19 protein-coding genes and 2 pseudogenes are annotated in these 25,444 nt (G+C 33.4%); 14 read left to right on the top strand and 7 right to left on the bottom strand.

Translation table 11 applies throughout. The annotated features are described in order from the left end of the window. Nucleotides 1-72: 72 nt before the first annotated feature. The 3 genes from AB1284_RS25410 to AB1284_RS25400 all read right to left on the bottom strand — a co-directional run bounded on the left by AB1284_RS25410 (nucleotide 73) and on the right by AB1284_RS25400 (nucleotide 5,267). Entirely contained in the window at nucleotides 73-369 is a 297-nt protein-coding gene (locus tag AB1284_RS25410) for a hypothetical protein (RefSeq protein ID WP_429761968.1), read from the bottom strand. Between the two features lie 286 nt (nucleotides 370-655). Then, nucleotides 656-3,745: a type IV secretory system conjugative DNA transfer family protein gene (locus AB1284_RS25405; protein ID WP_429761967.1), complete on the bottom strand. Its 3,090-nt coding sequence runs from the start codon at nucleotides 3,743-3,745 to the stop codon at nucleotides 656-658. Further along, nucleotides 3,711-5,267: a replication-relaxation family protein gene (locus AB1284_RS25400; protein WP_429761966.1), complete on the bottom strand. Its 1,557-nt coding sequence runs from the start codon at nucleotides 5,265-5,267 to the stop codon at nucleotides 3,711-3,713. Before AB1284_RS25400 ends, AB1284_RS25405 begins: the two co-directional genes overlap by 35 nt. Before the next feature lie 568 nt (nucleotides 5,268-5,835). Between AB1284_RS25400 and AB1284_RS25395 the strand changes: the two genes are divergently transcribed. The 3 genes from AB1284_RS25395 (at nucleotide 5,836) to AB1284_RS25385 (ending at nucleotide 8,905) form a co-directional block, all read left to right on the top strand. Then, nucleotides 5,836-6,498, top strand: a complete 663-nt coding sequence (locus AB1284_RS25395) for a hypothetical protein (RefSeq protein WP_429761965.1) — start codon at nucleotides 5,836-5,838, stop codon at nucleotides 6,496-6,498. A gap of 523 nt (nucleotides 6,499-7,021) precedes the next feature. Next, nucleotides 7,022-7,435 carry a hypothetical protein gene (locus AB1284_RS25390; protein WP_429761964.1) on the top strand — a complete coding sequence of 138 codons (414 nt, stop codon included), beginning with the start codon at nucleotides 7,022-7,024 and terminating at the stop codon, nucleotides 7,433-7,435. An 18-nt stretch (nucleotides 7,436-7,453) separates the two neighbouring features. Continuing rightward, the gene (locus tag AB1284_RS25385; protein WP_429761963.1) at nucleotides 7,454-8,905 is read left to right on the top strand and encodes a cell division protein FtsZ; all 1,452 of its coding nucleotides are present in this window, start codon (nucleotides 7,454-7,456) and stop codon (nucleotides 8,903-8,905) included. Between the two features lie 35 nt (nucleotides 8,906-8,940). Here AB1284_RS25385 and AB1284_RS25380 read toward each other — a convergent pair whose 3' ends face one another. Beyond that, nucleotides 8,941-9,678, bottom strand: a complete 738-nt coding sequence (locus AB1284_RS25380; protein WP_429761962.1) for a terminase gpP N-terminus-related DNA-binding protein — start codon at nucleotides 9,676-9,678, stop codon at nucleotides 8,941-8,943. 1,293 nt (nucleotides 9,679-10,971) lie between these two features. On the opposite strand from AB1284_RS25380, the gene tnpA reads away from it, so the two are divergent. The 10 genes from tnpA (at nucleotide 10,972) to AB1284_RS25330 (ending at nucleotide 22,944) form a co-directional block, all read left to right on the top strand. Continuing rightward, nucleotides 10,972-11,373, top strand: coding sequence for an IS200/IS605 family transposase (tnpA, locus tag AB1284_RS25375; RefSeq protein WP_429761961.1), 402 nt, complete (start codon nucleotides 10,972-10,974; stop codon nucleotides 11,371-11,373). Between the two features lie 5 nt (nucleotides 11,374-11,378). Then, a complete protein-coding gene (locus AB1284_RS25370) occupies nucleotides 11,379-12,458 on the top strand; it encodes an RNA-guided endonuclease TnpB family protein (protein WP_429761960.1) in 1,080 nt (359 codons plus the stop codon). 1,391 nt (nucleotides 12,459-13,849) lie between these two features. Next, nucleotides 13,850-15,163 carry a DNA primase gene (locus AB1284_RS25365; protein WP_429761959.1) on the top strand — a complete coding sequence of 438 codons (1,314 nt, stop codon included), beginning with the start codon at nucleotides 13,850-13,852 and terminating at the stop codon, nucleotides 15,161-15,163. A gap of 494 nt (nucleotides 15,164-15,657) precedes the next feature. After that, complete coding sequence (locus tag AB1284_RS25360; RefSeq protein WP_429761958.1) at nucleotides 15,658-15,888, top strand: hypothetical protein; 231 nt, start codon at nucleotides 15,658-15,660, stop codon at nucleotides 15,886-15,888. Between the two features lie 25 nt (nucleotides 15,889-15,913). After that, nucleotides 15,914-16,885 carry a sigma-70 family RNA polymerase sigma factor gene (locus AB1284_RS25355; RefSeq protein ID WP_429761957.1) on the top strand — a complete coding sequence of 324 codons (972 nt, stop codon included), beginning with the start codon at nucleotides 15,914-15,916 and terminating at the stop codon, nucleotides 16,883-16,885. A 325-nt stretch (nucleotides 16,886-17,210) separates the two neighbouring features. Further along, nucleotides 17,211-18,755: a hypothetical protein gene (locus AB1284_RS25350; RefSeq protein ID WP_429761956.1), complete on the top strand. Its 1,545-nt coding sequence runs from the start codon at nucleotides 17,211-17,213 to the stop codon at nucleotides 18,753-18,755. Between the two features lie 20 nt (nucleotides 18,756-18,775). Next, nucleotides 18,776-21,097, top strand: a complete 2,322-nt coding sequence (locus AB1284_RS25345; protein WP_429761955.1) for an adhesin — start codon at nucleotides 18,776-18,778, stop codon at nucleotides 21,095-21,097. 420 nt (nucleotides 21,098-21,517) lie between these two features. Next, on the top strand, nucleotides 21,518-21,856 hold the full coding sequence (locus AB1284_RS25340) for a DUF4257 domain-containing protein (RefSeq protein WP_429761954.1): 339 nt from the start codon (nucleotides 21,518-21,520) through the stop codon (nucleotides 21,854-21,856). Nucleotides 21,857-21,943: 87 nt separating this feature from the next. Continuing rightward, on the top strand, nucleotides 21,944-22,153 hold the full coding sequence (locus AB1284_RS25335) for a hypothetical protein (protein WP_429761953.1): 210 nt from the start codon (nucleotides 21,944-21,946) through the stop codon (nucleotides 22,151-22,153). A 422-nt stretch (nucleotides 22,154-22,575) separates the two neighbouring features. Then, the gene (locus AB1284_RS25330) at nucleotides 22,576-22,944 is read left to right on the top strand and encodes a hypothetical protein (protein ID WP_429761952.1); all 369 of its coding nucleotides are present in this window, start codon (nucleotides 22,576-22,578) and stop codon (nucleotides 22,942-22,944) included. Between the two features lie 127 nt (nucleotides 22,945-23,071). Here the strand turns inward: AB1284_RS25330 and AB1284_RS25325 are convergent. Beyond that, nucleotides 23,072-23,155 (bottom strand): annotated as a pseudogene (locus tag AB1284_RS25325) (IS6 family transposase); the annotation flags it as partial. 390 nt (nucleotides 23,156-23,545) lie between these two features. On the opposite strand from AB1284_RS25325, the gene AB1284_RS25320 reads away from it, so the two are divergent. Further along, complete coding sequence (locus AB1284_RS25320; RefSeq protein WP_429761951.1) at nucleotides 23,546-24,775, top strand: NAD(P)/FAD-dependent oxidoreductase; 1,230 nt, start codon at nucleotides 23,546-23,548, stop codon at nucleotides 24,773-24,775. A gap of 234 nt (nucleotides 24,776-25,009) precedes the next feature. On the opposite strand, the gene AB1284_RS25315 is transcribed toward AB1284_RS25320, so the two are convergent. Then, complete coding sequence (locus AB1284_RS25315; protein ID WP_429761950.1) at nucleotides 25,010-25,219, bottom strand: zinc ribbon domain-containing protein; 210 nt, start codon at nucleotides 25,217-25,219, stop codon at nucleotides 25,010-25,012. 24 nt (nucleotides 25,220-25,243) lie between these two features. Beyond that, nucleotides 25,244-25,438, bottom strand: a pseudogene (locus AB1284_RS25310) (nucleoid-structuring protein H-NS); the annotation flags it as partial. Between the last annotated feature and the right edge of the window lie 6 nt (nucleotides 25,439-25,444).

Below are 25,444 nucleotides of genomic sequence, written 5' to 3'. Positions count from 1 at the left end.
TGACCCCATTTACTACAACAACATTTTTAGTACCTTATTAAACTAACTCATGAACTAATTTAACAACCAAACTTAATTTTTTATGGATTTTTCAAAATAGAACCCTGTCCCATTTTCTTGTGGAACAAACCCTTCTTGAGCGGAACTATTTTCCACCATATCTTGCTCTTCTGCTGTTATAACAGTAGTAACATCTTTCCCTTCTACTACCGTACTTTCTCTTTGATCTTGTTCCTCTTTAGTAACAAGTTTGTATTGATCTCCATTAGTCTGTGCAAATACCTTAGGACATTGAAAGTCTCTTGCAAATCCGATTGATAATGCTAAAGCACCTGAAAAACCAATAGATAATACTAATTTTCTTTTCATAAAAAACCTCCAAATACTTTTGGTAAATTGTTACATCTAGTTTGCTATGAATATAATACCATAAATTATAACTTTGAAATAAAGTTTGATTAAGAATAGTCCACAAACCCTTATTCTATGGCATATAAAACGAATCCGTTTTGAAAAAAAATCAATCAAAATGGATTCGTTTCTTTTGGAATGAACATTCCATTTTATAAAAAATTTTGATTAAAACTCATTTAGAATTCTTTAATCAAAAGGGAGCAAAACGGTATGACTTTTTTATAAATATTGTAACTTTATTTTATAACCGCAAATGCTCATTGTTATTATCATTTTCAATATATTGAGTGAGCTTCTTTCTAATTTCTTCACTTTCAGGTGTTACTTCTGCCACTTTTCTCCTCTGTAATCGAGTTCCCTCCCCCTCTGCAATATTCTCAGGAGACATATCACGTTCACTTTCTTGAACTGCAGCCGCTGCCATTTGCTGTTGTAACCATTGCATTGTTAAGTTTGTAGTTGTACTTTTACCGTGTATTTCAGCTTTTCTTTGAATTTCTTGTTCCTGCTGAGCATGTGTAACTGTAGAAATATAAGCAGGTTCTCTATATTGTGGTGTATGCTTTATTTTTGTTTCTTCTACAAAAGGCTTTTCGGCTTGCTTAACTAAAATGTTTGATTGAACAGGTTCTCTATGGATACGTGGACGTAAAGCATTTTCTTTCTTGCTATTAGCATCATCTTTCTTCTCTATAAACGTTTTATTGGTAGCAGAATTGATACTTGTATCAGTTTCCCTTTTTAAAATAGGAGTAGCTGCCATTTGCTTGTTTGATTTAGGATTATCTGTTTTTTCCTCTTCTGTTACTTCATCGTCGCTACCATAGTGATTATAAGTATCAGGGTTCAATGTCTGTAACCAATTTTTAACTGCGGTAGGAGCAGCTGTCTGTGTGCTTAAATCTTCGATTACTTGTTCTTCGCAATCAACGTCCGTATCTTTTACGTAATCTTGGTAAGTGATTTCATTATTCAATGACTCTGCACGTACCTTAAGCCAATAATTTGCTGCTTCCTCATTTACTTGTACCTTAGCCTTCACATATTCTTCATCTGAAACAAAGTTTGCATTTACTTGGATACCTAATTGAGGTGCATTATCTTTTACTATTTTGGCAGCACACTGGAATGCTTTTTGAATTAAAATATCATTTTCAGAGAGAACAGGTACCTCTTTTTTTGAATATGAGTAAGAGGTTCTGCGAGTACTTTGTGTTTTCGTTTCTGCAGTTACCATATCTATTTCTTGATCCCCTTCGCGGGCTTCATAAATAGTCTTTGTCCCCATAATTTTACTAAATAATTTAGCATCCTCAGTAGTTACGTCACCATATACAAGTTTATTTCGGAATGTACCTAAAAGAATATCCATAAATCTTGGCCCATGTTCAATTGCTAATTGACTAATTGTTTGTGCAATTACAATAAGCGGTGCTTTATATTTCCGTGATTGAGCAGGAAAACTTTTAAATGATTTATAAATATAGTCAGCGAATTCATCTACAATAACCGGATGATAAGGAGAAACATTTGGTTTACGTCGGAAAACCGCATTTTGCACAGCATATAAGCATAATTTACCGAAAACATCGGATAAGTCAGAGAGTTCTCCTTTTGCTGTATTGATTAAAAGAATTCCCCCAAACTCCAAGTGTTTTTCAAAGTCAAAATTAGATGAACCACATAATACACGACGAAGTAGAGGTTGAGCAGAAATATCATTCAAAGTATTTCGTAAACCACGAACGAAGGTTTCTTGCTTATCGATAATTTTAGGTTTGCCATAGTATTTGCCTTCCGTATGGTATACAACTTCTCCCCCGCCTCGTCCTCCAGAAATTTCAGGTACATAGTTTAAATCAAACCACTCATCCACTTGCTTTACAATGCGCCAGTGATTCCGCTCATCTCTGTCAGTAATTGCCTCAATGTTATTAGGAAGACGGTCTTTTAATTTTAAATGCATTTCAAAAACAAAATTAGCATCATTATACATGTCAATTAAATGCTCAAACTTTGCTTCAAAATTTGGGTCGTGTAGTTTTAATAAATAAATATGCTGTTTAAGGTGGGAACGCTCCGATTGCACAAAGAATGGGTTTCCTGCACCATTATCAGAAAGACCAGTTAATACAGAGCATAACATCTCAGCCACTTTATCTACGGGGCCTCGCACAAAGTTAATTGAAGGGGTATCAGGATTAGTTGGATCTAAATAAAAAATTACACTCTCAGGAATTTTGTGTGCTAATACTAATTTATATACTTTTTCACAAAAGTCGTTGGATGGTTCTATGACCGTAATACCGTTTACCAGTGTTCCTTTTACCTTCTCAGTGTGATAATCCTCTCTTTCATACAAAGCTTTAAAGTTATTAATCATAGAAGCCATGTAATCAAGTAATTGATTCGCAATAGGCAAACCTAAAGCAGCTGATTTACCAGTACCAATGTTACCGATAATCATAACATTGAGTGTTAATGATTTCCCTTGAATTACTGCCATCTCCCGAGTATCACTATTAGGACCAAGAAATATATCAGGTTCAGGTAGCTTAGAAGGGTTTTTTTCAGTAAAAAATCTGTGTAAAGCAGTTGCAAGTTTACGTTGACGGTCATCACTCAAAAAGGATAGTATCCAACCAGGTAATTTAAACACGTACTCCCACTTCTTGAATTCTTCTAGGAGTTCTTTTTTGTGTTCGTAAAAAATCTTAAAAAGCCATAGGAGCACGAGGATTACAATAATTACTGGGATTGAAAAGACTAGATACATTACGTTACTAAAATTAGAAAGCATTGTATCTTCTAATCCCTTATCATTTAGTGAAACCTCTCCTGCCTTAGAATTTAAAAATGGAATGAATATTTTCGCTAAGGGAACACTAAATGCCCATAAATATTGCATCACTATTCCTATTAACATCATCGCAAAAATAAACCATCTTCGTTTTATCTCTTGATAGGTCTTAATCTTAGTTGAAACTTTCCAAGTATAAATTAAAATCCAAAAACTGAAGAAAGTCTCGATGTAATAATGTGTATCAAACGGATTACCAAAAATACTTAGGATGGGTAATGGAACTCCTATTTGAATTGACCAGAAGAACAGATATTTGTAAATTCCCCTAGCAGCAAAATACCAGGCAAGAAGCAGAAGCAGCGTTACTACGTAGTACGAGGCTCTTGCTGCTAATCGATATTTCCAACTTTTTGTAACATCAATGGTCAATGTAATTGATTTGTTGTTATTCTTCAGTGATTTTGACTTCCCCGTTTTTTTTTCTGGTGGTGGGTTAGCATCGGTATTCTTTTGAACTGTATTCTCCAAATTCTTGTTTCACCCTCTCCTTTAATGAGTAGAAAGTTGCGGTGAAATTAAGCAATTCGGCAGAAGTTGCCAATAAAACATTTTCTTGTGTAATGGAGTTGTGAAATAAATCGTTGTTAATGGCCTGCTGCCCATGCTCCAATTCATCCGCTTCATAAACTCCCAAAATTTTTATAGGATTTAGTTTTCGGTGTTGATTTTGCACGGCCAACAATCCTGATAATTCGTGTAATCTAAGGTGTGTATTTACCTCCCCTACTTTAAGTATGGTTAAGATACATATGATTTCTAAGAAATCTGAAGAAGTTTTTCTTTCATCCACTGATTTTTTTTGTAAAACCATAATGCTATCTGTTAACTCAAGTAGTTTGGCATGTTGTATCCCTTTTGATTTCATGAGTTGTTTGTTATTTATCCATTTAGCAGAGTATGGAAATGAAGAGTTAATTTCTAAACGATCAGTGATTTTTTTGAAAAGGTGCTGAGTATCCTGTTTATCAACTTTACGAATCTGTTGAAGAATATTATTAATTACAAGTGCAGAACTTCCCATGTTACAAACACAGACATTTAGGTTGGCGACAACTTTTAGACGTGGAATATTACCAAAAGCTTTTTTTAAGTTTGTTACGCGTGTTGTTCTTTTTTTGTAAGAAGAAATGGTATGGTAAGAATCATCAATGACTGAGAATAATACAAAATAACTTTTAGAGGGATTGGAAGCAGCAATATCGAGATATTTTCTTAATTTACTTTCTAAAAATGGAATGTTCTCTGTACCTGTATCAACTTCAATATTGATTATGCTCTTGTTACAGGTAATTACCCAATCGGGAATGATTATAGGATTACCTTGTGAATCAGGATAAATGTCTTTAGATGGTCGAAAAGAATATACGAGTTGAGGTAAGTCTTGCTGAAAGGAAACTGGTCGAAGTTCTGGTTGAATCATTTCACGATATTCTTCGTCCTCATATAAAAAGTAAACATCTTTTGAGTCTGAATAAATAATATTAGACAGCTGGAGGTTCTGTTTCACTATGGGGTTTAATGGGAACAAATAATCACTATTGCCACCCACAACTGCACCGGTATGTTCGTTGATTGATTCTAATTCAAGAAGGTTAAGAACAAACTGCGTAATTGCAGTATTGTGCTCATATTGCCTTTTAGAAACAAATGAGGTACTACTGTCTGAAATCAATTTTAATCGATAAAGTAATTCTGTACCTTTTGCGGTAATAGAAACAAAATCTAATGTAAAGCCACGTTTTTTTCTAACGCTAATATTTTCTTTTTTTATTAATCGCATTTTAGCCCACTTAGATAACTTTGAAGTAAAAGTAGTACGACTTATCGGTTCCCCGTTTACCAATTCATAAAATTTACGTAACTGTATTTGAGAGACAGTTCGTTGTTCATATAAAAATAAAACCGTAAAGATGTCAGAACGATTAAAATAGGCCCCTCGATCATTTTCCCCTACGATATATTTAACGACATGATTAAACGATTTTTTCAATTTCTAACACTCCTTCCTTTAGGAAAAAATATACAATAACTTGCATAAAACCGGTAGCAATCATTGTGTTAATAGTATAAATTTACCATTTAAAAGCTGGATTGGAAATATTCGATTTTATTAAAATGTATTCTAAATGAAATTAACAAAAAAGTAATCTACTATCACCTATGGACTATCGGTTTTGCATTAGCGATTTATTCTTCAAATGTGGAGAGAAAAGTCTAGTTATCTATAGGTTTATTCTTTCATTAGAGTTCGTCACTTATTGTTCGACACAAATTAAAGAACATATGACGAAAGCATCTCCCCCTTTTAGAATTCGTCACTTGTAATACGTCAAATATATATTAAGTAGTCAAAAAGATAGTTAAATTTTACTGTATGTTTTTTGGTATAAATAGAAAAAGTGAATTACAAAAATTGTAATTTGTTTAGTGTATAGTAGATAAATGTCAGAAGGGAAAAATATATCATATCAGAAATATGCAAATATTTATGATGAATCGAGTGAACATTATGTAAATTTAATATTTTGCATGCTAGAATATTCTTGAGGGGTGAAAAAATGTGGAATGAGAAAGCTGAGTATAACTTAATAAAGGATATATTACATGTAGAATTTGCTTCAGACTTCTTATTTGTGCAATTAAAATCTGTAATAAATAATGAGATTGAATTAGTACCGATACAGTTCGCACAAATAGATCCATATAGGAGTTATCGAACTTCACAAGCAAGTAAAATTCTAGGTATAAAAAGCAATAGAATACGTTATTTTTTAAATAAGTATAATAACTATATTCAAGCTAGAAAAATAGGCCCTAAATATATATTTTCATTTAGAGCAATATATAAAATTCATTTAATAAATCTTTGTTTCATAAAGAATATAATAAGTTTTAGTCAATTTAATATAATCATGTCCTTACATGTTAGTTATAACGATTTTGTAGATATGAGATTAACAAATTTTACGAATAAGTTTGAAGAACTTAATACTAAAGATGTTGAGATAGATTCCAATGAATCATCTTTTTATGTCCTGTATATGCAGTTATGTGAGATAACAATGGAACTAATCAAAGAAACAAAACAGCATAACATGACATTGATAGAAAACCCTTCATCAGTAGATGAAGAAAACGGAAAAACACTGTTAATAAAGAAAAAAGCGCAACAGAATCTTTTTAATAAATTGGAAGAATCATATCAAAATATTTGCTATTAAAAAGCAATACTTTATAAAGTATTGCTTTTTTGTTGTATACCTCTTGTTTACACACCTTATATATACGACTTATATATACAACGTACATTGGTCATTGGTATAAATATTGTTGATATGAAATTGATATATGAGTAACAAAATGTTTATTTACAAGCGTTTATATATACGCTGTATATAAACTGCCTATATATAAGGTGTATAGAGTGTTTGTAAGATAATTTGTTCTCATACATGTTTGTTGACAACATATTTTATAGGAGATTGTGTGTGGAATAGATAAAAAAATAATAAAATAATATCTTTTTAGAGTGTTTTGTTAATAACATGAAATATATAATCGATATATAATATATACGACTTACATACACGTCTTATATAAAGGTGTTTTTATATCAATACTTTAAGTCATTTTGTTTATATACGCTTTACATATACGATTTATATATAATGACTTGATATACGCTTTATATTAATGTAATATGGTTGTAGGAATAATTAACCAACTTTTTGAGGGGGGGACAACTTGAACGAGGTATTAAGCGAAAAATATAAACTAATTAAATTTCCTGATGAAGTTGTGAATATGTTTGCAGATATTCTAGAAGAAGACGAAATACTATACAATGTATTTCATTACATAGGATCTGAAGTTAATAAACAATACCAAGAAACGAAATATATGAGAGGTATCTCAATAAATGAAATAGTTGAAAGTGTTGTTATTGATAGGAGAGTAAAGAAATTAAAGGGAAAATCGTACTCGTTAGAAGTTGAAAGAACCAATATTTCAAGAAGATCAGCTGAAGTAAGTGTAAGTACATTATCCTCAATGTCATTAATAACTGAAAAGATTATGCACCCTTATAAATTTTTAATTTCAACAATTAGAGGACAGCAAGTATTAGTTGAATTAGGAAGACGTAAGCAAAAAAAATAATAAAGGAGCGATAAACGAATGGCAAAAAACTTTCTAAAAAATGAAGTAGCAGTAAAAATGACTATGGTTGGTTTTGGTCAGGCTGGAACTAGAATGGTAGATAAATTTGCTGAATATAAGCATACAGATGGAACTGCAGTATATAATTGCCTTGCTTTAAATAGTAATGATGGTGATTTAGCTGAATTAAAGAATGTACCAAAAAGTAACCAGGTTTCATTAAAATTAGGTGGCTTAGGGAAAAACCCAGAACGTGCTGTTAAAGTATTAGACTCAAATGATGAGGCTAAAGAAAAATTAAAAGAATTTATAACTGAGCGTGTAAGACCGACAGATGAGCTTGTTCTGTTTTTTGCAGGATTAGGTGGTGGAACAGGTACTTCTACAATTATCAAAGCCATAGAAGAATTTTCAGCCTTTCACAATAAGCCGGTTATCGGCCAAGAGCTAAAAAAAATAGCTCAACAAGTCCCTAGAGAGGAATTATTAGCTAACCAACAAAAGTATGCGAAAATTGCCTTTAATAATGCGATTGAACGTAAAGACTTTATTAAAATGGGAATTGTAGTAACACTTCCTGTAAGAGCTGATGGACCTGATGTATTAAGACAGGTGAATAAATTCTCTCAAGAAATTTGGAAGTTAGCAAATGATCCAGCAAAAGGTGTTGCATTTGTTATTTTCGCAGATAATCAACACTTCTATGATGAGTTTAAAGCACTAAATGAAAATGAGAAAAAGGGTATTGCAAATTCACGCGATTATGCTAACCAACGGATAGGAGAAATTATTCACGAATTAAATACAGCTGCAAATGGTTCTGGAACATCGGTTATTCTAGACTCTCAGGACTTTAAGCGTATTCTTTTAGAAAAAACGGGTTGCCTTGTAATTAATAAAATTTCTCGTAATATGAATCAAATTGAAAATAGTAAAGAAATTTTAGATATGTTCTCAGAATCATTGGAAGGTAGCTCTTTCCATCACCCTATAGAATTAATGAAAACGAACGATGATGGTGAGCTTGAGGCTTCTAAGGTACATCACTTTGGAATGCTTGCAATTCTAGATGAACAAAAAAATATTGATGACTCATTTATGGATGATGCAAAAGTAGAAGTTGCAAATAAGCTGCCAATCAATGGTACAGTATTTAATGGTTACTTAGTAAGTAAAAACGATTTTATGGGTAGTGTGTATACATTCTATAAAACTGATGCATTACCTTCTCGTTTGTCAAAAGGTCTAGTTGAAGAGTTTAATGAGTTTAAAGAAAAGCAAAATCAAATCCAATATAAAAAGTCACAAATTAGTTCAATCGAAGCACAAGAACAAGATGATGACTTTAATATTAACTTCGGGGATTATATCGATATGGGCCCAGTTAATGAAGAAACAACAGTTAATACTGAAAATGATGAGGAATTGGCTGCATTTATGGATCCAGATAAAATGTTTGGCACAAAATAAAAAAAGAAGACTGGGAATTTGCCAGTCTTCTTTTTTTATTCCTTATTCATTATTATTTTCATGTATTCTATCATATTTTCATTTAGATAATTTTCTATAAAGATTTGCTTTTTAGCTAGATCTTCTTCTTTCTTAAACCAGCCAACTTTTTTTATGCGAGCTTCTTCAGGTTGTTCATTCCAAAGTTGTTCTGCCCTTTTTCTTAACTCCATACGTGCCCTATGCTCAATTATGATATTATCAAGTCTTTCTTGTCTTTGTCGTTCTTTTGTTGCTCCTGGATCTTCAGGATGTGGTAATGTTTTTAATACATTTTCAAGTTTTTCCTGGTACTGTGTTTCAATGTTTTGTAAATGTGCTTGAAGCTTTTGTTCCACTAGTTTTTCAATTGTAGCAGCTGCTTCTTGGAAATTTAACTGAGACGATATCTCACTAAATTGATTCTCGGGAGATACTGGCCTTAGCTCAAATTGATGTGGTAACAGTTCTATTATGGCATCAAGTGACCATTTCTCGTCTCTTTTCTGTTTTATAAATAATGCTATTTCTAAGTCCAATGAGTTGTATAGCTTTTCATTTGTATTGTTGGTTCTAAGAGTTCCATGCAACCCTTTTTCTTCTAATGTATTGAACCAATTATAAACAGTATTATGATGACGTCCTACTAACTTAGAAAACTCAGTTATTCGCCATGCCTTTTCAAAAACATCTTCGTTCATTAGGTTTTCATCATTTAAACTTGCTTGCTCTGACTGGTTTTCTGGTTTAATCATAATATTACCCCCTTATCATTATGTAATTCTGGCAGAAAATGAAATTAACATGAAAAGTGAGATTGACATGTTAAGTATTTTTCGGTGATTTTAATATAAATACCTTCTTTTAGTGACATTAACATAAAATACGTTATTAACATGTAAAGAACTTGGTGTTAACAAAACATCAACAATGAGAAATACATCGCGATTTAATGTTTTGTTAACCAGATGCACTCGATTGTTAATGTTTTGTCAACTAAGTGCAATAAAATGTTAGTGTCATATAGGATTTTTGAAATCACTTGTTGTTAGTAATCTCGCTAATTGTTGCTATGAGATTGACATTTTTATTCATATATTATTAATGATAAGTAAATACAAATGATTTGTAAACAAATTATGAGGATATAGCATTTGAGTTTTAGAAATTTAAAGGAGATTCATGTATAAACCATATAAGAATAGCCCATACTATTTATAAAGTAGCACGGGCTATTCTTTTTGGTTAACATTAGGCAATGTCAGTTGGAAATCTATATAATTAATTGGTTGGAGCTGTTTTTTTTAGTTGACTCCGAGGTTAATATAGTAGTCTTCGTGGACAATATTTCTAGCTATTAAATACGGCGGATATTTGTTCTAAGGCCCCTAAGATCGTTATTTCATCATCACAAAACACAATCCGTTCAATAGTTTTTATTGTGTTTGTAGCTATAAAACGCAATTCGTTATTGATGGTTATAACTTGAATACTGTTAAGGATTAGTTCTTTTTATTTTTTCTTACGATTTCACAACTATAGATAAATTTCAGTATGCATATTATTTTTCCTCTAACAAAACATGGATATGTTAATGTTTTGTTAACGTTTTTAGAATGAATATGACAAAACAGTTGACATGAAATTGACAATAATAAGCGTTCTGTGTCTTAACATGTCAGTTCCATTTGATATGTTAATTTCAATACATCTGTCTAATTTAGGGTTAAGTTTATAAATGTTTACATGAAATTGATATTTACGCATTAAGTATCCGTTCTATAATCTGAATTTTTGATTGTATAGTAGTCTTCGTGGACAATACTTCTAGGTATTAAATCAGATGGATATTTGTTCGATGTCGATTACAGCCCTTTCTGAACGGGAAAGTCCATAGCCTTTAGGCATGGGATGAAAGTGAGGTTGGATACGGAGTACCACTGAAATCGCAAGATTTGTGGTGCTTCAAGTATCCAAAATATTGATATCTTTTATTTTTTTTTAATCTTTTTGTTGCAGTTATATAATTGAACTAATACAATGTAGGCATGATGAATGATTATAGAAAAACTAAAACAACCGTTTCATTAATTAACTATCATTTTGTGTTTTGCCCACGATACAGAAGAAAGATTTTTCTTAACACAAAAGTAGAAGAACGTTTCAAAGAGTTGATTCAAGAAATATGTGGCGAACTGGATATTGCTATTGTCGCAATGGAATGTGGTAAAGACCATGTTCACTTGTTCTTAAATACACTACCAACTCTTAGTCCTGCTGATACAATGGCAAAAATTAAAGGGGTGACATCGAAACGCTTGAGAGAAGAGTTCCCACATCTCATGCATTTGCCAAGTCTATGGACACGTTCCTATTTTGTTTCTACTGCTGGAAATGTATCAAGTGAGACAATAAAACATTATGTTGAAAATCAAAAGACGAGGGGGTGAAACTTGTGTCACAAACTATAACAGTCAAAGTTAAATTGCTTCCAACAAAAGAACAAATCCAACTATTAGAACAAAGTAGCCACGAGTATATTAAAGTCATTAATACACTTGTATCTGAAATGGTTGAAACAAAGAAAAGTACTAAGAAAAGTACAAAAGATATTAAAGCTAATATCCCAAGTGCGGTGAAAAATCAAGCAATTAAAGACGCTAAGAGTGTTTTTTCTACAAAAGTGAAGAAAAGCAAATATAAAATTGTACCTATTCTAAAGAAACCTGTTTGCGTATGGAATAATCAAAATTATTCATTTGACTTCACACATATTTCAATTCCGTTTATGGTAAATGGAAATTCAACTCGTTTAAAGGTTCGTGCTTTATTGGTTGATAAAGACAACCGAAACTTTGATTTGTTGAAACACAAATTAGGTACACTTCGTATCACGAAAAAATCTAGTAAGTGGATTGCACAAATATCTGTGACGATTCCTACAAATGAAAAAACAGGAACGAGGATTTTAGGAGTAGACTTAGGTCTCAAAGTTCCTGCGGTAGCCATCACAGACGATGACAAGGTTCGTTTCTTCGGAAACGGTAGACAAAATAAGTACATGAAGCGTAAGTTTCGTAGTGTTCGTAAGAAGTTAGGAGAAAACAAGAAGTTGAATGCCATTCGACAACTTGATGATAAAGAACAAAGATGGATGCAAGACCAAGACCACAAATTAAGTCGTGCAATCGTAAATTTTGCAACAGATAATAACATTTCTGTCATTCGTTTAGAACAACTAACGAATATTAGACAGACGGCACGAACAAGCCGTAAAAACGAAAAAAACCTACACACTTGGTCATTTTATCGCCTATCTCAATTCATTGAATACAAAGCGAATTTAGTTGGTATTAAAGTTGAATACGTGAACCCTGCTTATACAAGTCAAACCTGTCCGAAATGTTCTGAAAAGAACAAAGCGCAAGACAGAAAATACAAGTGCCGATGTGGATTCGAGAAACATCGTGATATTGTTGGGGCGATGAATATTCGCTACGCAACTGTGATTGGCGGTAACAGCCAATCAGCCTAAGATGCTATTATGCACTGTCTTAGGAGGGGCAATGAGATGCCCTCATCTTGAAGGCTGTTCAAAACAGAAATGGACTGCGAACGTTTAGTCATTCAAGAATCCCACCCGTCACACCGTAAGGTGTAGGGCTTGCGGTTTTAACCGTGGGAGTCTCAATTTGATTGAATAAAGTTATTAGTAATAGTACATTAAAGTCGTATTCCAAAGATAGATCCTCTGGTTTAACGTTATGATTAGGGGGATTGATATTTTCATTTGGAATTGTTATTTGTACGGTATCAGCCGATTTCTTTTTATTTTCAATTGTGAGGCTATGTTTTGATAAAGTGAAGATACCTGTAGGCTTGCTTCCTCCAAAAAGGATTACTTATTCTAAGGCCTCTAAGATTGTTAGTGCATCATCACAAAGCGCAATCTGTTCAATAGTTTCTATTGTGTTTGTAGCTATAAACGCAATTTGTCATTGATGGTTATAACTTGAATGCTGTTAAGGATTAGTTTTTTATCTGTTCTTGTGATTTCACAACTACAGATAAATTTCTGAGTAACTTAGACTAAGAGATTTCAATATGCATATTATTTTCTCGTTAACAAAACATAGATATGTTAATGTTTTGTTAACGTTATTAGAATTAACAAGAAAAAACAGTCAACATGAAATTAACAACAATAAGCATTCTGCATCTTAACATGTCAATTTCATTTGATATGTTAATTCCAATGTATCCGTCTAATTTAGGTTTAAGTTTTTAAATGTTTACATGAAGTTGATATTTACGCTGAATTTGGTTTCATATAACCAACAGTAGATTTGAAATCACATTGATTAGGGGTATTTGGTTTGTTATTTATCTTTGTACTTAAGTTCGTCTTGCTCAAGAGAAGCTAATAATACGTCGTGTACTTCATCTAATTTCTTTTTTTTGAAACATGTTTTTTTCGCCTTGTTTTAAAACACTAAAAGCCACATTTCTATGTTTCGCCAAAATTAAAAAAGTGTGTCTAGTAAATGAATTATAGAATTTAGATTTAGTAACACATCCAGTTAAAGTGACTGATAATGCATCGGACAGTTTGAACGCCTATTTACAAAATATAATTATTGTTAACAAGAATGCAAATAACAATAAGCTCATACTAGAAAGTTATGACTATTAGTCTAGTGAGATAAGGAGAGTTTGAAGTATATTAAAGAAAAATATGATTAATCTCTAGTTTGTGTTAGTAAAATTTGGTATATTCATTATATAAACTATATTTGTCTTTTTATTTTCCTAGTGATTATTACAAGCCCTTCGGGTTACGGATTATATTGCACATTGATGTGTAGTGTTTAATTTCCGTATTCCGAAGGGCTTTTTTATTTCTGTTAACGAAAAGGAGCGATTACGATGTCAGTTGAAAAATTAGCATCAAATAGAGTTTTAAGACCGGCACGTAGTATGAGTAAAGGGAGTAATGAGAGGTGGTTTGAGTTTTATAGAACTACATGTCCAATATGCGGAAAGCAAGGATGGTGCATGGTAAATGATTCGGAGACGAAAATAATATGTGGACGAATACCTTCAGAAACAAAATTAGGTGAAGCTGGTTATTTGCATTTAATAGCTGAAAATGAAAAAAGGGGATACGATTTTTCTCCAGATCAAATGGTTAAAGAACATAAAAAGAAAAATGATTACACTTTAGATATCATCTACTACATGTTCTTGCAGCATTTAGAAGTTCGAGATGAACATATTGAAATGTTAACTGGACCAAATAGAAAAATTCCCAAAGAAGCTATAACTATTAGAAATTATAAAAGCTTTCCTGTTAAACCATGGGAAGTTACAAGAGAGTTAATTAAAAGAGCAGGAGGAAAAACAGGTTTAATAGTTGGAATTCCAGGTTTTTATGCTAAAGAAACAGAGAATGGGAGGTATTTTACTTTTTCAGGAAGGAGAGATTCTTTATTAATCCCACAACGAAATATTTATAATCAAATTTGTGGGTTTCAATATCGAATCGATAAACCTAAATTCGTTACCATCGTTAGAAATAATAAAACGGGATTTAAAGCTGAAGTTATCGAACAACCTAATATTATAGAAGTATCATCTTATATAAATGGGAAAAAAGAAACAATCTATGAAGGAAAAGTTGATGTGAAGAAATGGTATGAAATAAATTATCAAGGTGACAGGGTAGGTGAAGTACAGCTTAAGTTGGAGAGTAAATATGTTTGGGTAAGTTCAAGTGGGAAGTTTCATGGTACTGGTGTTGGGAATCCTCTACCTATACATGTTGCTGTACCTACTCGCGAACTACAAACGTGGGAAAGAGGAAAGCTCTTACAAAAAGAAAATATATGGATTACAGAAGGTAGCTTAAAATCGGATATTTCGGCAGATAACCTTGATGAGCTCTTGACAGAAGAAGAAAAATTAATGTATGGAACTACAGTTGTATCAATACCAGGAGTTAAGGTTTGGAGAATATTGGTAGGACCTTTAAAAGAAATGGGAGTAAAACAGGCAACTTTCGCCTTGGATATGGATATGATTGCTAATCCGGATGTCCAAAAGACTTTATTAGAATGTGCGCAAGCACTGTATCAAGATGGGATAAGTATCAACTATGCTAGTTGGGATATAAATCTTGGAAAAGGACTCGATGATTTGTTATTGCAAGATTATATTCCTAAAATTGATAGAGTTAAATAAACCTTATATTATAGGATTTTATGAATGAATAAACTATAAATTTATTATACATGAAGAATTATAATTCATCAAAATATTCATTCGAAGTAAATCATTTTTAACTTTTTCTTTATGGATGTTTTGTAATTTGAAATTGTAAAATATCCATTTTTTATGGCCATTTAATAATTAAATATTCTGCTCGCCATAATCATCAAGCTTATATACATTCTATTTAGGATTTAATGATTGTGGAGACATACATATAAGCGATACATGACAGTAGTTTATATTTAAGTATAATTTAGGAATCTTAAAAAAATAATAATTTATTCCAAACTCTTAATAATTTTTTCTAATTTTTAGAAGATTTAAATTTACATTTTTTTATAATCCTATATCATAGAAAAAAGGGTATATTTGGGAAAAGGTTTTTGGGGTTAATTTCGTATCTATGTAATATCGACAGTAGTTTTTATAAACTAAAATTTATTCATTTATACGGGGTGATTTAATTGGGGAGAAAATATAGGGGGAAAAAAACAAAAGAACAGTTTTTGTTTGAGAGAAAGAAACAATTAGAAATCATGGAGGGTATTACCTGCATCTGTAAAGGATGCGATAAATATAATGAACTAAAAAAAACAAAATCTCATAAGGAGGTAGCAAATGCATGTGCTAAAAACTGTAAATTAATTAATAGTTTACAGGAAGAAACAAAACAATTTTTAGAAGCAATTCGATAATAGTAATGTGAAGGGAGGATAGGAAATGAAGCAATCATATACTGCTTTGAAACGGAGAGAATCATTAAATGAATTAAGTATTCATGGTTCTACTGTTAAAACTATTGAAGAATACGACATTATAAATGAGAAAACTAAGGGTGAGTATTCTGAGATAGGCGACTATAAAATTCTTTCAAAAAAAGAGAGCTTAGATTTATTTCGTCGCTATAGATACGGTGAAACGGAATTAAGAGATTATTTGTTCATTAAGAATGAAGGATTGGTAAAAAATATAGCAAATAGATATAAAAATAATCACCCAGAAGTAGAATATTTTGATCTAGTTCAAGAAGGTAATGAGGGAATGCTAAGGGCAATTGAAGATTTTAACCCAGATTTAGGATATTGTTTTTCGACTTATGCATACTGGTGGATAAAGAACAATATTCTTGCTTATATATATAAAAGAAAAGCTAGTCTTTTTAAAATACCATATTATGTGAATAGTTTTAATATGAGATATATTGAGCTTGAAGAGAGATTTTTACAAGAACATAATAGACCACCCACTATTGAAGAAACTGCACGGATATTAGAAGTTTCGAAAGAAATGGTAATTCGATATAAAATTTACTATGAACAGGTAACAACAATTGGGTTAGATAGTGTGGTAAATGCTGAAACGAAACGTTTTGAAATTAGTGAAGAAGATTCTATGTTTCCGACTACAAATGAAATATTATTAGAAGAAATTAATTATGAGATTTGGGTTATATTTAGTAATGTATTAAATCCAAAGCAAAGAATGGTACTTAATTTATGTTTTGGCCTTATCGAGGAAAAAATTTATTTGCATAAAGATATAGCTAAAGCATTAATGATTACAACTGAAAGAGTATCGCAGATTAAAGATGAAGCGATTAAGCGTTTGAAAAAGTGTGAATATAAAGATGAGATATTTAAGCTGCTTCATGAAAAACTAAGAATTATGAATGATCTTAATAAGATACAATAAGGAGTTAATATACATATTCATTTGATGATACCGTATAATGCGATTATATATTCTTTTTATTTGATTAAATCAATTTTCAAAATCGCCCCTCGGGTAACGTGAATTACAAATTTTGCACTTCAATTTGTAATCATACGCTATCTCGAGGGGCTTTTTGTGTCTCAAAGGAGAAATCTTATATTTTTTTGTAGTTAGCAAAAAAATATAAGAATAAGTTTCAAATTCCTTAGATTTTAAACAAAAATACCACATGATTAATATGAAGGGATAAAGTTAATTAACCTCAAGTAGGAGGTACCGATAGAAAGGAGGCTTTGACTAGTTTATGCAAAATAAGCGAAAGCAGAATTTAATAAAAGAAAGAATCAGAAAGGAGAAAGAACGCCGAGAAAGATTGTTAGCTGAAGAAGAACGGTATTATGGTGCTCATGAGGAAGAAGCAAGTGAAGAAACGACGAATGAGTTAGAAAAGATTAAAATCGAAGAACAATCAAATTCTACGAGTGAAAATATGACTACTAATCCTGCGCTTGAATGGATAACTACGATTCAACAGCAGTCAAGTATAAAGAAAGAAAATGCAGAAGAAGCGGAAGCGCGCAAACGAACAGAGGAAGAAGCAAGAAGACATCGAGAAGAAGAACGACAAGTAGAAGAAGCAAGAAGGCGTCGAGAAGAGGAAGAACGACAAGCGGAAGAAGTAAGAAGGCGTGAAGAAGCGGAAGCGCGCAAACGAGCGGAGGAAGAAGCAAGAAGGCGTGAAGAAGCGGAAGCGCGCAAACGAGCGGAGGAAGAAGCAAGAAGGCGTGAAGAAGCGGAAGCGCGCAAACGAGCGGAGGAAGAAGCAAGAAGGCGTGAAGAAGCGGAAGCGCGCAAACGAGCGGAGGAAGAAGCAAGAAGGCGTGAAGAAGCGGAAGCGCGCAAACGAGCGGAGGAAGAAGCAAGAAAACGTGAAGAAGCGGAAGTGCGTAAACGACTAGAGGAAGAAGCAAGAAGACGTCGAGAAGAGGAAGAACGACAGGTAGAAGAAGCAAGAAGACGTCGAGAAGAGGAAGAACGACAAGTAGAAGAAGCAAGAAGATGTAAAGAAGTGGAAGCACGTAAACGAGCAGAGAAAGAACGACATAAGGAAAGTGAAAAAAGACAATTTCGATCCCAGTTGAGAAAATCTAAAAGTAAATTTGAAAATATGGATTTAGAACAAAATGAAAATCCTGCAAATGATCCAAAAAGAATCTTGAAAAATTTTAAAAAATATAAATACATCGTAATAGGAGTTGCATCAATCTTTGTAATAGTGGTAGCTGGTTTGGTATTTACTTCATTGAAGAATTCTAAGGCAGCTACAACAACTGGTGCTAATATTGTTGAACTTAACACAAACCTAGTAAATGGTCTAAGATTATCAGCTGTTCAGAAGTATCAAGATGCAGCACTCGAATTTGATAAGGTTGATTATAAAAAAATAGGAAAAGAAGATAAAAAAGCGGTTCTGTTTACTTATTTGCTAAGTGGAAAAGCACAGAAAGCAATTGATTTAGAAGAAGATTTTGCTGAATCGATAGTTTCATATTATTTAGCGATTGATAACTTGAAAAAAGTGAAAGAATTAAAAACCAAAAATCCATTAATTAATTTTGAAATCGCAGCTTTAGATGAGAAACATGAAGAGATTATTAAATTAAAAGATAAAATCACTCTTGATGGAAGAAGAGAAGGCATTATTGTAAATAGTTATTTGAAATTAAATAAAGCTGAGGAAGCGAAAAAATTTGCCCAGAAAGTTGGGAATAAAGATTTATTAGAAAAAATCAACGAAAAAACATCTAATAATTCTGCTGCTTCGGTAGCAGCCAAAAATGCTAGTTAAGAAATGAGGAGGAATAAGATATGCCAATAGATTATTCAAAGATGTTTAAACAGATCTTACTTGCAACTACTGCTACTACTTTAAGTGTGGGTGTACTTTCCGGATGTTCTTTAATTTCTTCAGATAAAAAGAGTAGTAAAACTGCATCTGTTTCTAAGAAAGAAAATGAAAGTGAAAAAAGTAAAAAAAAAGATGAAAATAAGAATGAAGTTAGTGAAAAGTTAGATACTAATGATTTTAATGAAATTATTGATAATGTAACACGTAGTTCAGACCAAAATTTTGCCGGAATAATTGATAATAATAAGTCTAAAAAACGATTCAATGATTTGAATGATTCATTTGTTATAGCGGCAAATACCCCTTCTGTTTCGTATAATAAAGATAATAAAAACTTTGTATTCGGTGGAGATTTTGGTTCAGATTATGGTGTGGCTATTGCTGATAATTCAATGCCTAAGACTCCAGTTGGTGGAGAAAATAATACTGGTGGCGGCACAAAACCACCAACAAGCGGGGATGGAAATGATGGTGGCACAAAACCACCAACAGGCGGGGATGGAAATGATGGTGGCGGCACAAAACCACCAACAGGCGGGGATGGAAATGATGGTGGCGGCACAAAACCACCAACAGGCGGGGATGGAAATGATGGTGGAGGTACAAAACCACCAACAGGTGGTGGAGGAAATGATGGTGGCGGCACAAAACCACCAACAGGTGGAGACGGAAATGATGGTGGTGGTACAACAAAACCTGAAGAAGATACAGAAGCACCAGTATTAACACCAAAACAAGGTGTAATGGTATATGTAGGAGATAGTTTGAATGCAGGAGATTTAGTAGAGGTAAAAGATAATAAAGATCCAAATCCAGTAGTAAGAGTAGGCGCATACGATACAAGTAAGCCAGGAGAAATTCAAGTGAAAGTAACGGCAACAGATGTATCAGAAAATAGTTCAAGTGTAACGGTAACAGTAAAAATAGTAGGAAAAGGGGAAGAAAAAGATACAGAAGCACCAGTGATTACACCAAAACAAGGTGTAACGGTATATGTAGGAGATAGTTTGAATGCAGGAGATTTAGTAGAGGTAAAAGATAATAAAGATCCAAATCCAGTAGTAATAGTGGGCGCATACGATACAAGTAAGCCGGGAGAAATTCAAGTGAAAGTAACGGCAACAGATGCATCAGGAAATAGTTCAAGTGCAACGGTAACAGTAAAAATAGTAGAAAAAGGAGAAGAGAAAGATACAGAAGCACCAGTGATTACACCAAAACAGGGTGTGACAGTACATGTAGGAGATAGCTTGAATGCAGGAGATTTAGTAGAGGTAAAAGATAATAAAGATCCAAATCCAGTAGTAAGAGTAGGCGCATACGATACAAGTAAGCCAGGAGAAATCCAAGTGAAAGTAACGGCAACAGATGCATCAGGAAATAGTTCAAGTGTAACGGTAACAGTAAAAGTAGTAGAAAAAGAGGAAGAGAAAGATACAGAAGCACCAGTGATTACACCAAAACAGGGTGTGACAGTACATGTAGGAGATAGCTTGAATGCAGGAGATTTAGTAGAGGTAAAAGATAATAGAGATCCAAATCCAGTAGTAACAGTAGGCGCATACGATACAAGTAAGCCAGGAGAAATCCAAGTGAAAGTAACGGCAACAGATGCATCAGGAAATAGTTCGAGTGTAACGGTAACAGTAAAAGTAGTAGAAAAAGAGGAAGAGAAAGATACAGAAGCACCAGTGATTACAGCAAAACAAGGTGTAACGGTATATGTAGGATATGGCTTGAATGCAGGAGATTTAGTAGAGGTAAAAGATAATAAAGATCCAAATCCAGTAGTAACAGTGGGCGCATACGATACAAGTAAGCCAGGTACAATTACAGTGAAAGTTACAGCGACGGATAAAGAAGGTAACAGCTCGACGGCTACAATAACTGTGGAAGTTATTGTAAAAGAAAAAACTGAGATACCAGAACAAAGGCCCGAGAAATCAGAGCAAGAACTAGAACAAAAGCCTGAGAAATCAGGGCAAGAACTAGAACAAAAGCCTGAGAAATCAGGGCAAGAACTAGAACAAAAGCCTGAGAAATCAGGGCAAGAACTAGAACAAAAGCCTGAGAAATCAGGGCAAGAACTAGAACAAAAACCTGAGAAATCAGGGCAAGAACTAGAACAAAAACCTGAGGAATCAGGGCAAGAACTAGAACAAAAACCTGAGGAATCAGAGCAAAAACCAGAGCAGAAGTCAGAACAAAAACCTACAAATAATGAATTAGAGAACACAAATAAAGGATTAATTGTTTTAAATCAAGGTGGAGAAGTGATATAAGGTTCAGTTAAGTGTGAATTTTTTAGGGGAAATTGAAAAAATAAGGACCTGTAGAGGTTCTTATTTTTGTTAGAGAAAAATAAAAATAAATTTGAAGAAAATATTGTATAAATTAATAATATCACAATAATAAATAACGTAACATTCTGAATATTTTTGAATTTACGGGTGTCCTTTGCTAAAATAAATATATACTTTTTTTTATTTTCTTTTTTTATATCACTAATCACTTATAACCCTTCGGGTTAATGAATTTATACACTAAGAAACATTAAGTTCTCTTATTCAAGTGTGTAAACAATTCATTCTCCTGAAGGGTTATTTCTTTTTGCCTGAAAGGGGTGATGTATTGACTTAGGTATCATTATGTATTTTGAAACTGCTGCTGCAAATTCTAATTTTTTAAAAGGGGTGTATATTATGATGGTCATAACTGTTGCTGTTGTCGCTGGCATGATCTCAGGATTGGCTAGCCATTACATTACAAACAAAAAGTTTCTTTTGCCTCGTAAGAGCAAGCTTGCATTTCATCCTGGTTTTTTGGGGGAAATGTTTGTAGGTAGTATCGCTTCACTTGTTGGGGTAGCAATGTTTAATCCTGAAACAATAATGGATATTCTAAAAGTTAGTATCCTTGCTGGTGTTTCAGGGCAAACGTTTTTGCTGCACAATCGCTTGACAACTGAGCAAGAAAAGAATCCTGAAATTCAGTCAATTTCAAAGAAGTTGAATGAACTTGAAAAGAAAAATAAGGAATAAAGAAGGATTAATAGGTTAACAAATGGAAATAGAGAGCTGAGAAGATTTGGTTGTATTATAAGACCAAATTGAGCAGAGGTGGGTCTAATGTCTGAAAAGGAAATTTTTGATTATTTAACAACTGAAGAAAAAAAAGACTTAGTAGAATTTTTCGAAGAACTTAAGAATGCTCAATCTACTAAGTCAGTCAGAATGTACTCAAGTAAGATAAGAGAATTACTAGATAAGATTGAGCAACGGATGTTACATTCTCGTGAAGAAGCGGCTACAATTGAAAATGCATCGATTAATTCGTAATAATCGATAATTGCAGCAAAAGCTGATGGTTTTACTCATCAGCTTTTTTGTGTTTTACCTTAACTTTAATAGGTCTAAAGGTAAGGACATAACAAAACTTTTGATGTTATCTATAATCCAAATTCTTTTTTTCAGCCTGTAGCTTACGGAATAAAGAGTTTCTTAGCTTGTTGGCAAGGGCATGCTACCCAACTAAAAAAGCAAAGAGAAAGTTGATTTCACCTCGCTTTTCATGTCTATATATTAATAATTTCACGTACCATATTTATAATATATTTTATTAAGAATAATAGTTAAAGAATTAATGCATGGGGTACGGTTAGAGAAATGTAAACGTTAAACATGATGAATATGTAGAAGAAATTAAAAAGTTATTAATCAAAGTAATTGACGCATTAGAAATAGATTTCAGTGTCGTTCATATGGAAGTATTCCGTACTAACGAAGGGGTACTTATTGGAGAAATCGGATGCAGACCAGCAGGCGGTTTAATCTCTGGGGTTGTCAAAAATCAATATGGAATTAATTTATGGGATCATTATATGGCATTAAATATAAGAGAACCACTCGAACCAATTACATTGAATGAATCTGATAAATATCAAGGTTGGTTAGGTTTAACGTGTAAAGAAGGAAAAATAACTCGTTTAACACCTTCAAGTGAGTTGTTAGAAATTGAAGAAGTGAAAGAAGTAATAGACCTTTATAATGAAGGGGATTATGTAGATCCACGTTGGAAAGGTTCAACTATCTTCTTTAGTAAATTAATTTTCTTTGAGCTTAATAAATAAGAAGAATTAGATAGTCTTAGAAAAAAATTATCGGAGACTTATCATATTGAGGTAAGCCCCTTAGTTAAAGGGTTCTGGTGCTAAGTTTGAAAAAAGCATAAACAGGTTGGTAAATAAAGAACAATGTTTAGGAAGTAGCTAGTAATTGTTGAAGTTCATTGTACGTTGAAAAGGCGGAGTCTCTTTGAAGACTTCGCCTTTGTTTATATAGTAACAAGACAAGGAACCACCAGTGCCTGTTTCATACTAATCATTCCCACTCTCCTCTAAAATAATATGGAGACAAGTACATATACGACAAATATTGGAAAATACCTTTAAAATCCTCATGAAAAATCAAGATACAAGTACATCCGTACCTTCCTGTAAACGGACCTTTATTTAATACTTAAATTATCATTCCGATTTTTACCACAAATTATTTTTAATTGTATAGCAGGTGGGAATTTTCTGTACTTATTTCGTTTTAGCTTCCATACCTTATGTATGTAGTGCATTCTTATCAATTTTCCCCATTACTTTAACTCGTAGGGGCATTAACTTTAGAACTCTGCTAATGGATAAGCAAGTTAATAATTGTACTTGAAAATGGAGTGATACGATGAATAAGACGTATGATGTCATCATTACCGGTGCTAGATGTGCCGGCTCTACCCTGGCAATTTATCTTGCTAAGGCAGGTTTCCATGTGTTGTTAGTGGACCGAGCGAATTTTCCAAGGGACACATTATCAACCCATACCTTTTTCAATAATACTGTCGCTCTTCTTCGAGAAACCGGTGTCCTGGACAAGTTATTGGAAACAAAAGCACCGCCGGTACGGGATATTAAATTTCAATTTGAGGATACCGTGATAGAAGGTCTCATCCCTGAAGTTTACGGAGAGGAAAGTTGTTATTGTATTAGAAGAACTTATCTCGATCATATTCTACTTGAACAAGCCAAATCCCAAATGAATGTAACTGTTTTAGAAGGATTTCGTGTGACGGATGTCATCCGTGATGACGAAACAGTGATAGGCGTGAAAGGTTTAGACGGCGACAACGAGAAACAAGAATTTTTAGCTCGCCTGGTAGTCGGGGCAGACGGCCGATCCTCTATTATTCGCAAGCTGGTAAAAAGTGAACTCAAAATAAGTATTCCGGCAACAGTCGGCATCTATTTCGGGTATTTCTCTGGATTTCGCCACGATAATGTCCCTAAATTTGAAGTATACAAGATAAAAGATAACACAGCCATTCTCTTTCCGACGAATGATGATTTATATGTAATTGTCGGCATTTTCCCATTAGAAAATAAGGAATTGATAGAACGGTTGAAATTAAATCCGGAAAGCTGTCTACCCAATTTCTTTACAGATAACTTTCCGAATACAACAATTGGGGCGCGCTTGAAAAATGCAGAACTAGTAGAACCGGTCAAAGGCATTCTCGGATATGATAATTACTGGTATAAAGGAATGGGAAAAGGATGGGCGTTGGTTGGAGATGCAGTTTGTTTTAAAGATCCTGGCATGGCGCAGGGTATCCATGATGCTATATGTGGAGCACGTATATTATCCAATATTCTATCAAAATATAAGGGACAATCCGATCAATCAAATCAAATGTCTGAAGAATATCAAAAGGCAATAGAAGATGAGTTTATGGTTCGGTTTCACATGGGATGCCAAATTTCGAAGAATGAACGCATATCTGAACAACAGGATGCTGTCAACAAGCTAATCAGTTCCCATCCAGAGGCTATAGAGAAGTTTTTAGGGATTTACAATTATGCAAACGAGCCCGCTGCTTTAGAAAAAGAACTCGCACGAATTATACAATCGATCTAGCAATGATTTTAGAGATTAAGTGATTTAAGTACAAAAATAATTCGCTATGAACCTCCCCCACTTACTCGCTTCCGCTTGAAGTGGGGATTTCTTAGCATCAACAAAGACAAGGTCCCATGAGAAGCGGATTTTCCATCTCCTCTCTGCACCTATGCAGGGACTCCTTTTCTTCATTTGACTAAGCAACTTCTGCACATGCAGAAGGGTGGGAACACACCGTCTACTACTTTTTGCTTACGCAATCCACAAATACTTTCTCTTCGTTTCTTCCGGGATATGACACATCTTTCCGTACAGTTCTTTTGCCAAAATGTTGCGGGCACCGTGAATGTCCCAGTGTTCTTCGTAGCCGCACACACAAACGTAGTTACGTGTCTGCACTTTCTTTCTTCTTTGGCAACAAGGGCATGTTTGAGAAGTGTATGCTTCGTCTACGAGAAACAATAGAGGTACCTTTAGCAATCTAACCTATTTCGATGCTGGAGCCAGAGTGACTTCGGGTGATGTTACCTTGTCATAAAAATCTACGAATTTGTCACGATCGGCGCTATCACGGTAAGCCATGGCGACACGTGGATGTTCATTAAGTACACCAGAGATCATGTAAGGTATGATATAGCCTCACTCCCACTCTTGTCGCATTTCTAACATGTGCTTTTCAATGTGAGC

The organism is Bacillus sp. S2(2024) (assembly GCF_050474045.1).
In the GTDB taxonomy this organism is placed as follows: Bacteria; Bacillota; Bacilli; order Bacillales; family Bacillaceae_G; genus Bacillus_A; species Bacillus_A yunxiaonensis.
The sequence above is the reverse complement of the archived record's forward strand: the minus strand, read 5'-3'. Positions and strand labels throughout refer to the sequence as shown.

Bases quoted from the DNA above. Each gene is read 5' to 3' on its own strand.
- AB1284_RS25410 (WP_429761968.1), bottom strand. From the start codon at position 369: ATGAAAAGAAAATTAGTATTATCTATTGGTTTTTCAGGTGCTTTAGCA.
- AB1284_RS25395 (WP_429761965.1), top strand. From the start codon at position 5,836: ATGTGGAATGAGAAAGCTGAGTATAACTTAATAAAGGATATATTACAT.
- AB1284_RS25385 (WP_429761963.1), top strand. From the start codon at position 7,454: ATGGCAAAAAACTTTCTAAAAAATGAAGTAGCAGTAAAAATGACTATG.
- AB1284_RS25380 (WP_429761962.1), bottom strand. From the start codon at position 9,678: ATGATTAAACCAGAAAACCAGTCAGAGCAAGCAAGTTTAAATGATGAA.
- tnpA (WP_429761961.1), top strand. From the start codon at position 10,972: ATGATGAATGATTATAGAAAAACTAAAACAACCGTTTCATTAATTAAC.
- AB1284_RS25365 (WP_429761959.1), top strand. From the start codon at position 13,850: ATGTCAGTTGAAAAATTAGCATCAAATAGAGTTTTAAGACCGGCACGT.
- AB1284_RS25355 (WP_429761957.1), top strand. From the start codon at position 15,914: ATGAAGCAATCATATACTGCTTTGAAACGGAGAGAATCATTAAATGAA.
- AB1284_RS25350 (WP_429761956.1), top strand. From the start codon at position 17,211: ATGCAAAATAAGCGAAAGCAGAATTTAATAAAAGAAAGAATCAGAAAG.
- AB1284_RS25345 (WP_429761955.1), top strand. From the start codon at position 18,776: ATGCCAATAGATTATTCAAAGATGTTTAAACAGATCTTACTTGCAACT.
- AB1284_RS25340 (WP_429761954.1), top strand. From the start codon at position 21,518: ATGATGGTCATAACTGTTGCTGTTGTCGCTGGCATGATCTCAGGATTG.
- AB1284_RS25335 (WP_429761953.1), top strand. From the start codon at position 21,944: ATGTCTGAAAAGGAAATTTTTGATTATTTAACAACTGAAGAAAAAAAA.
- AB1284_RS25330 (WP_429761952.1), top strand. From the start codon at position 22,576: ATGGAAGTATTCCGTACTAACGAAGGGGTACTTATTGGAGAAATCGGA.
- AB1284_RS25320 (WP_429761951.1), top strand. From the start codon at position 23,546: ATGAATAAGACGTATGATGTCATCATTACCGGTGCTAGATGTGCCGGC.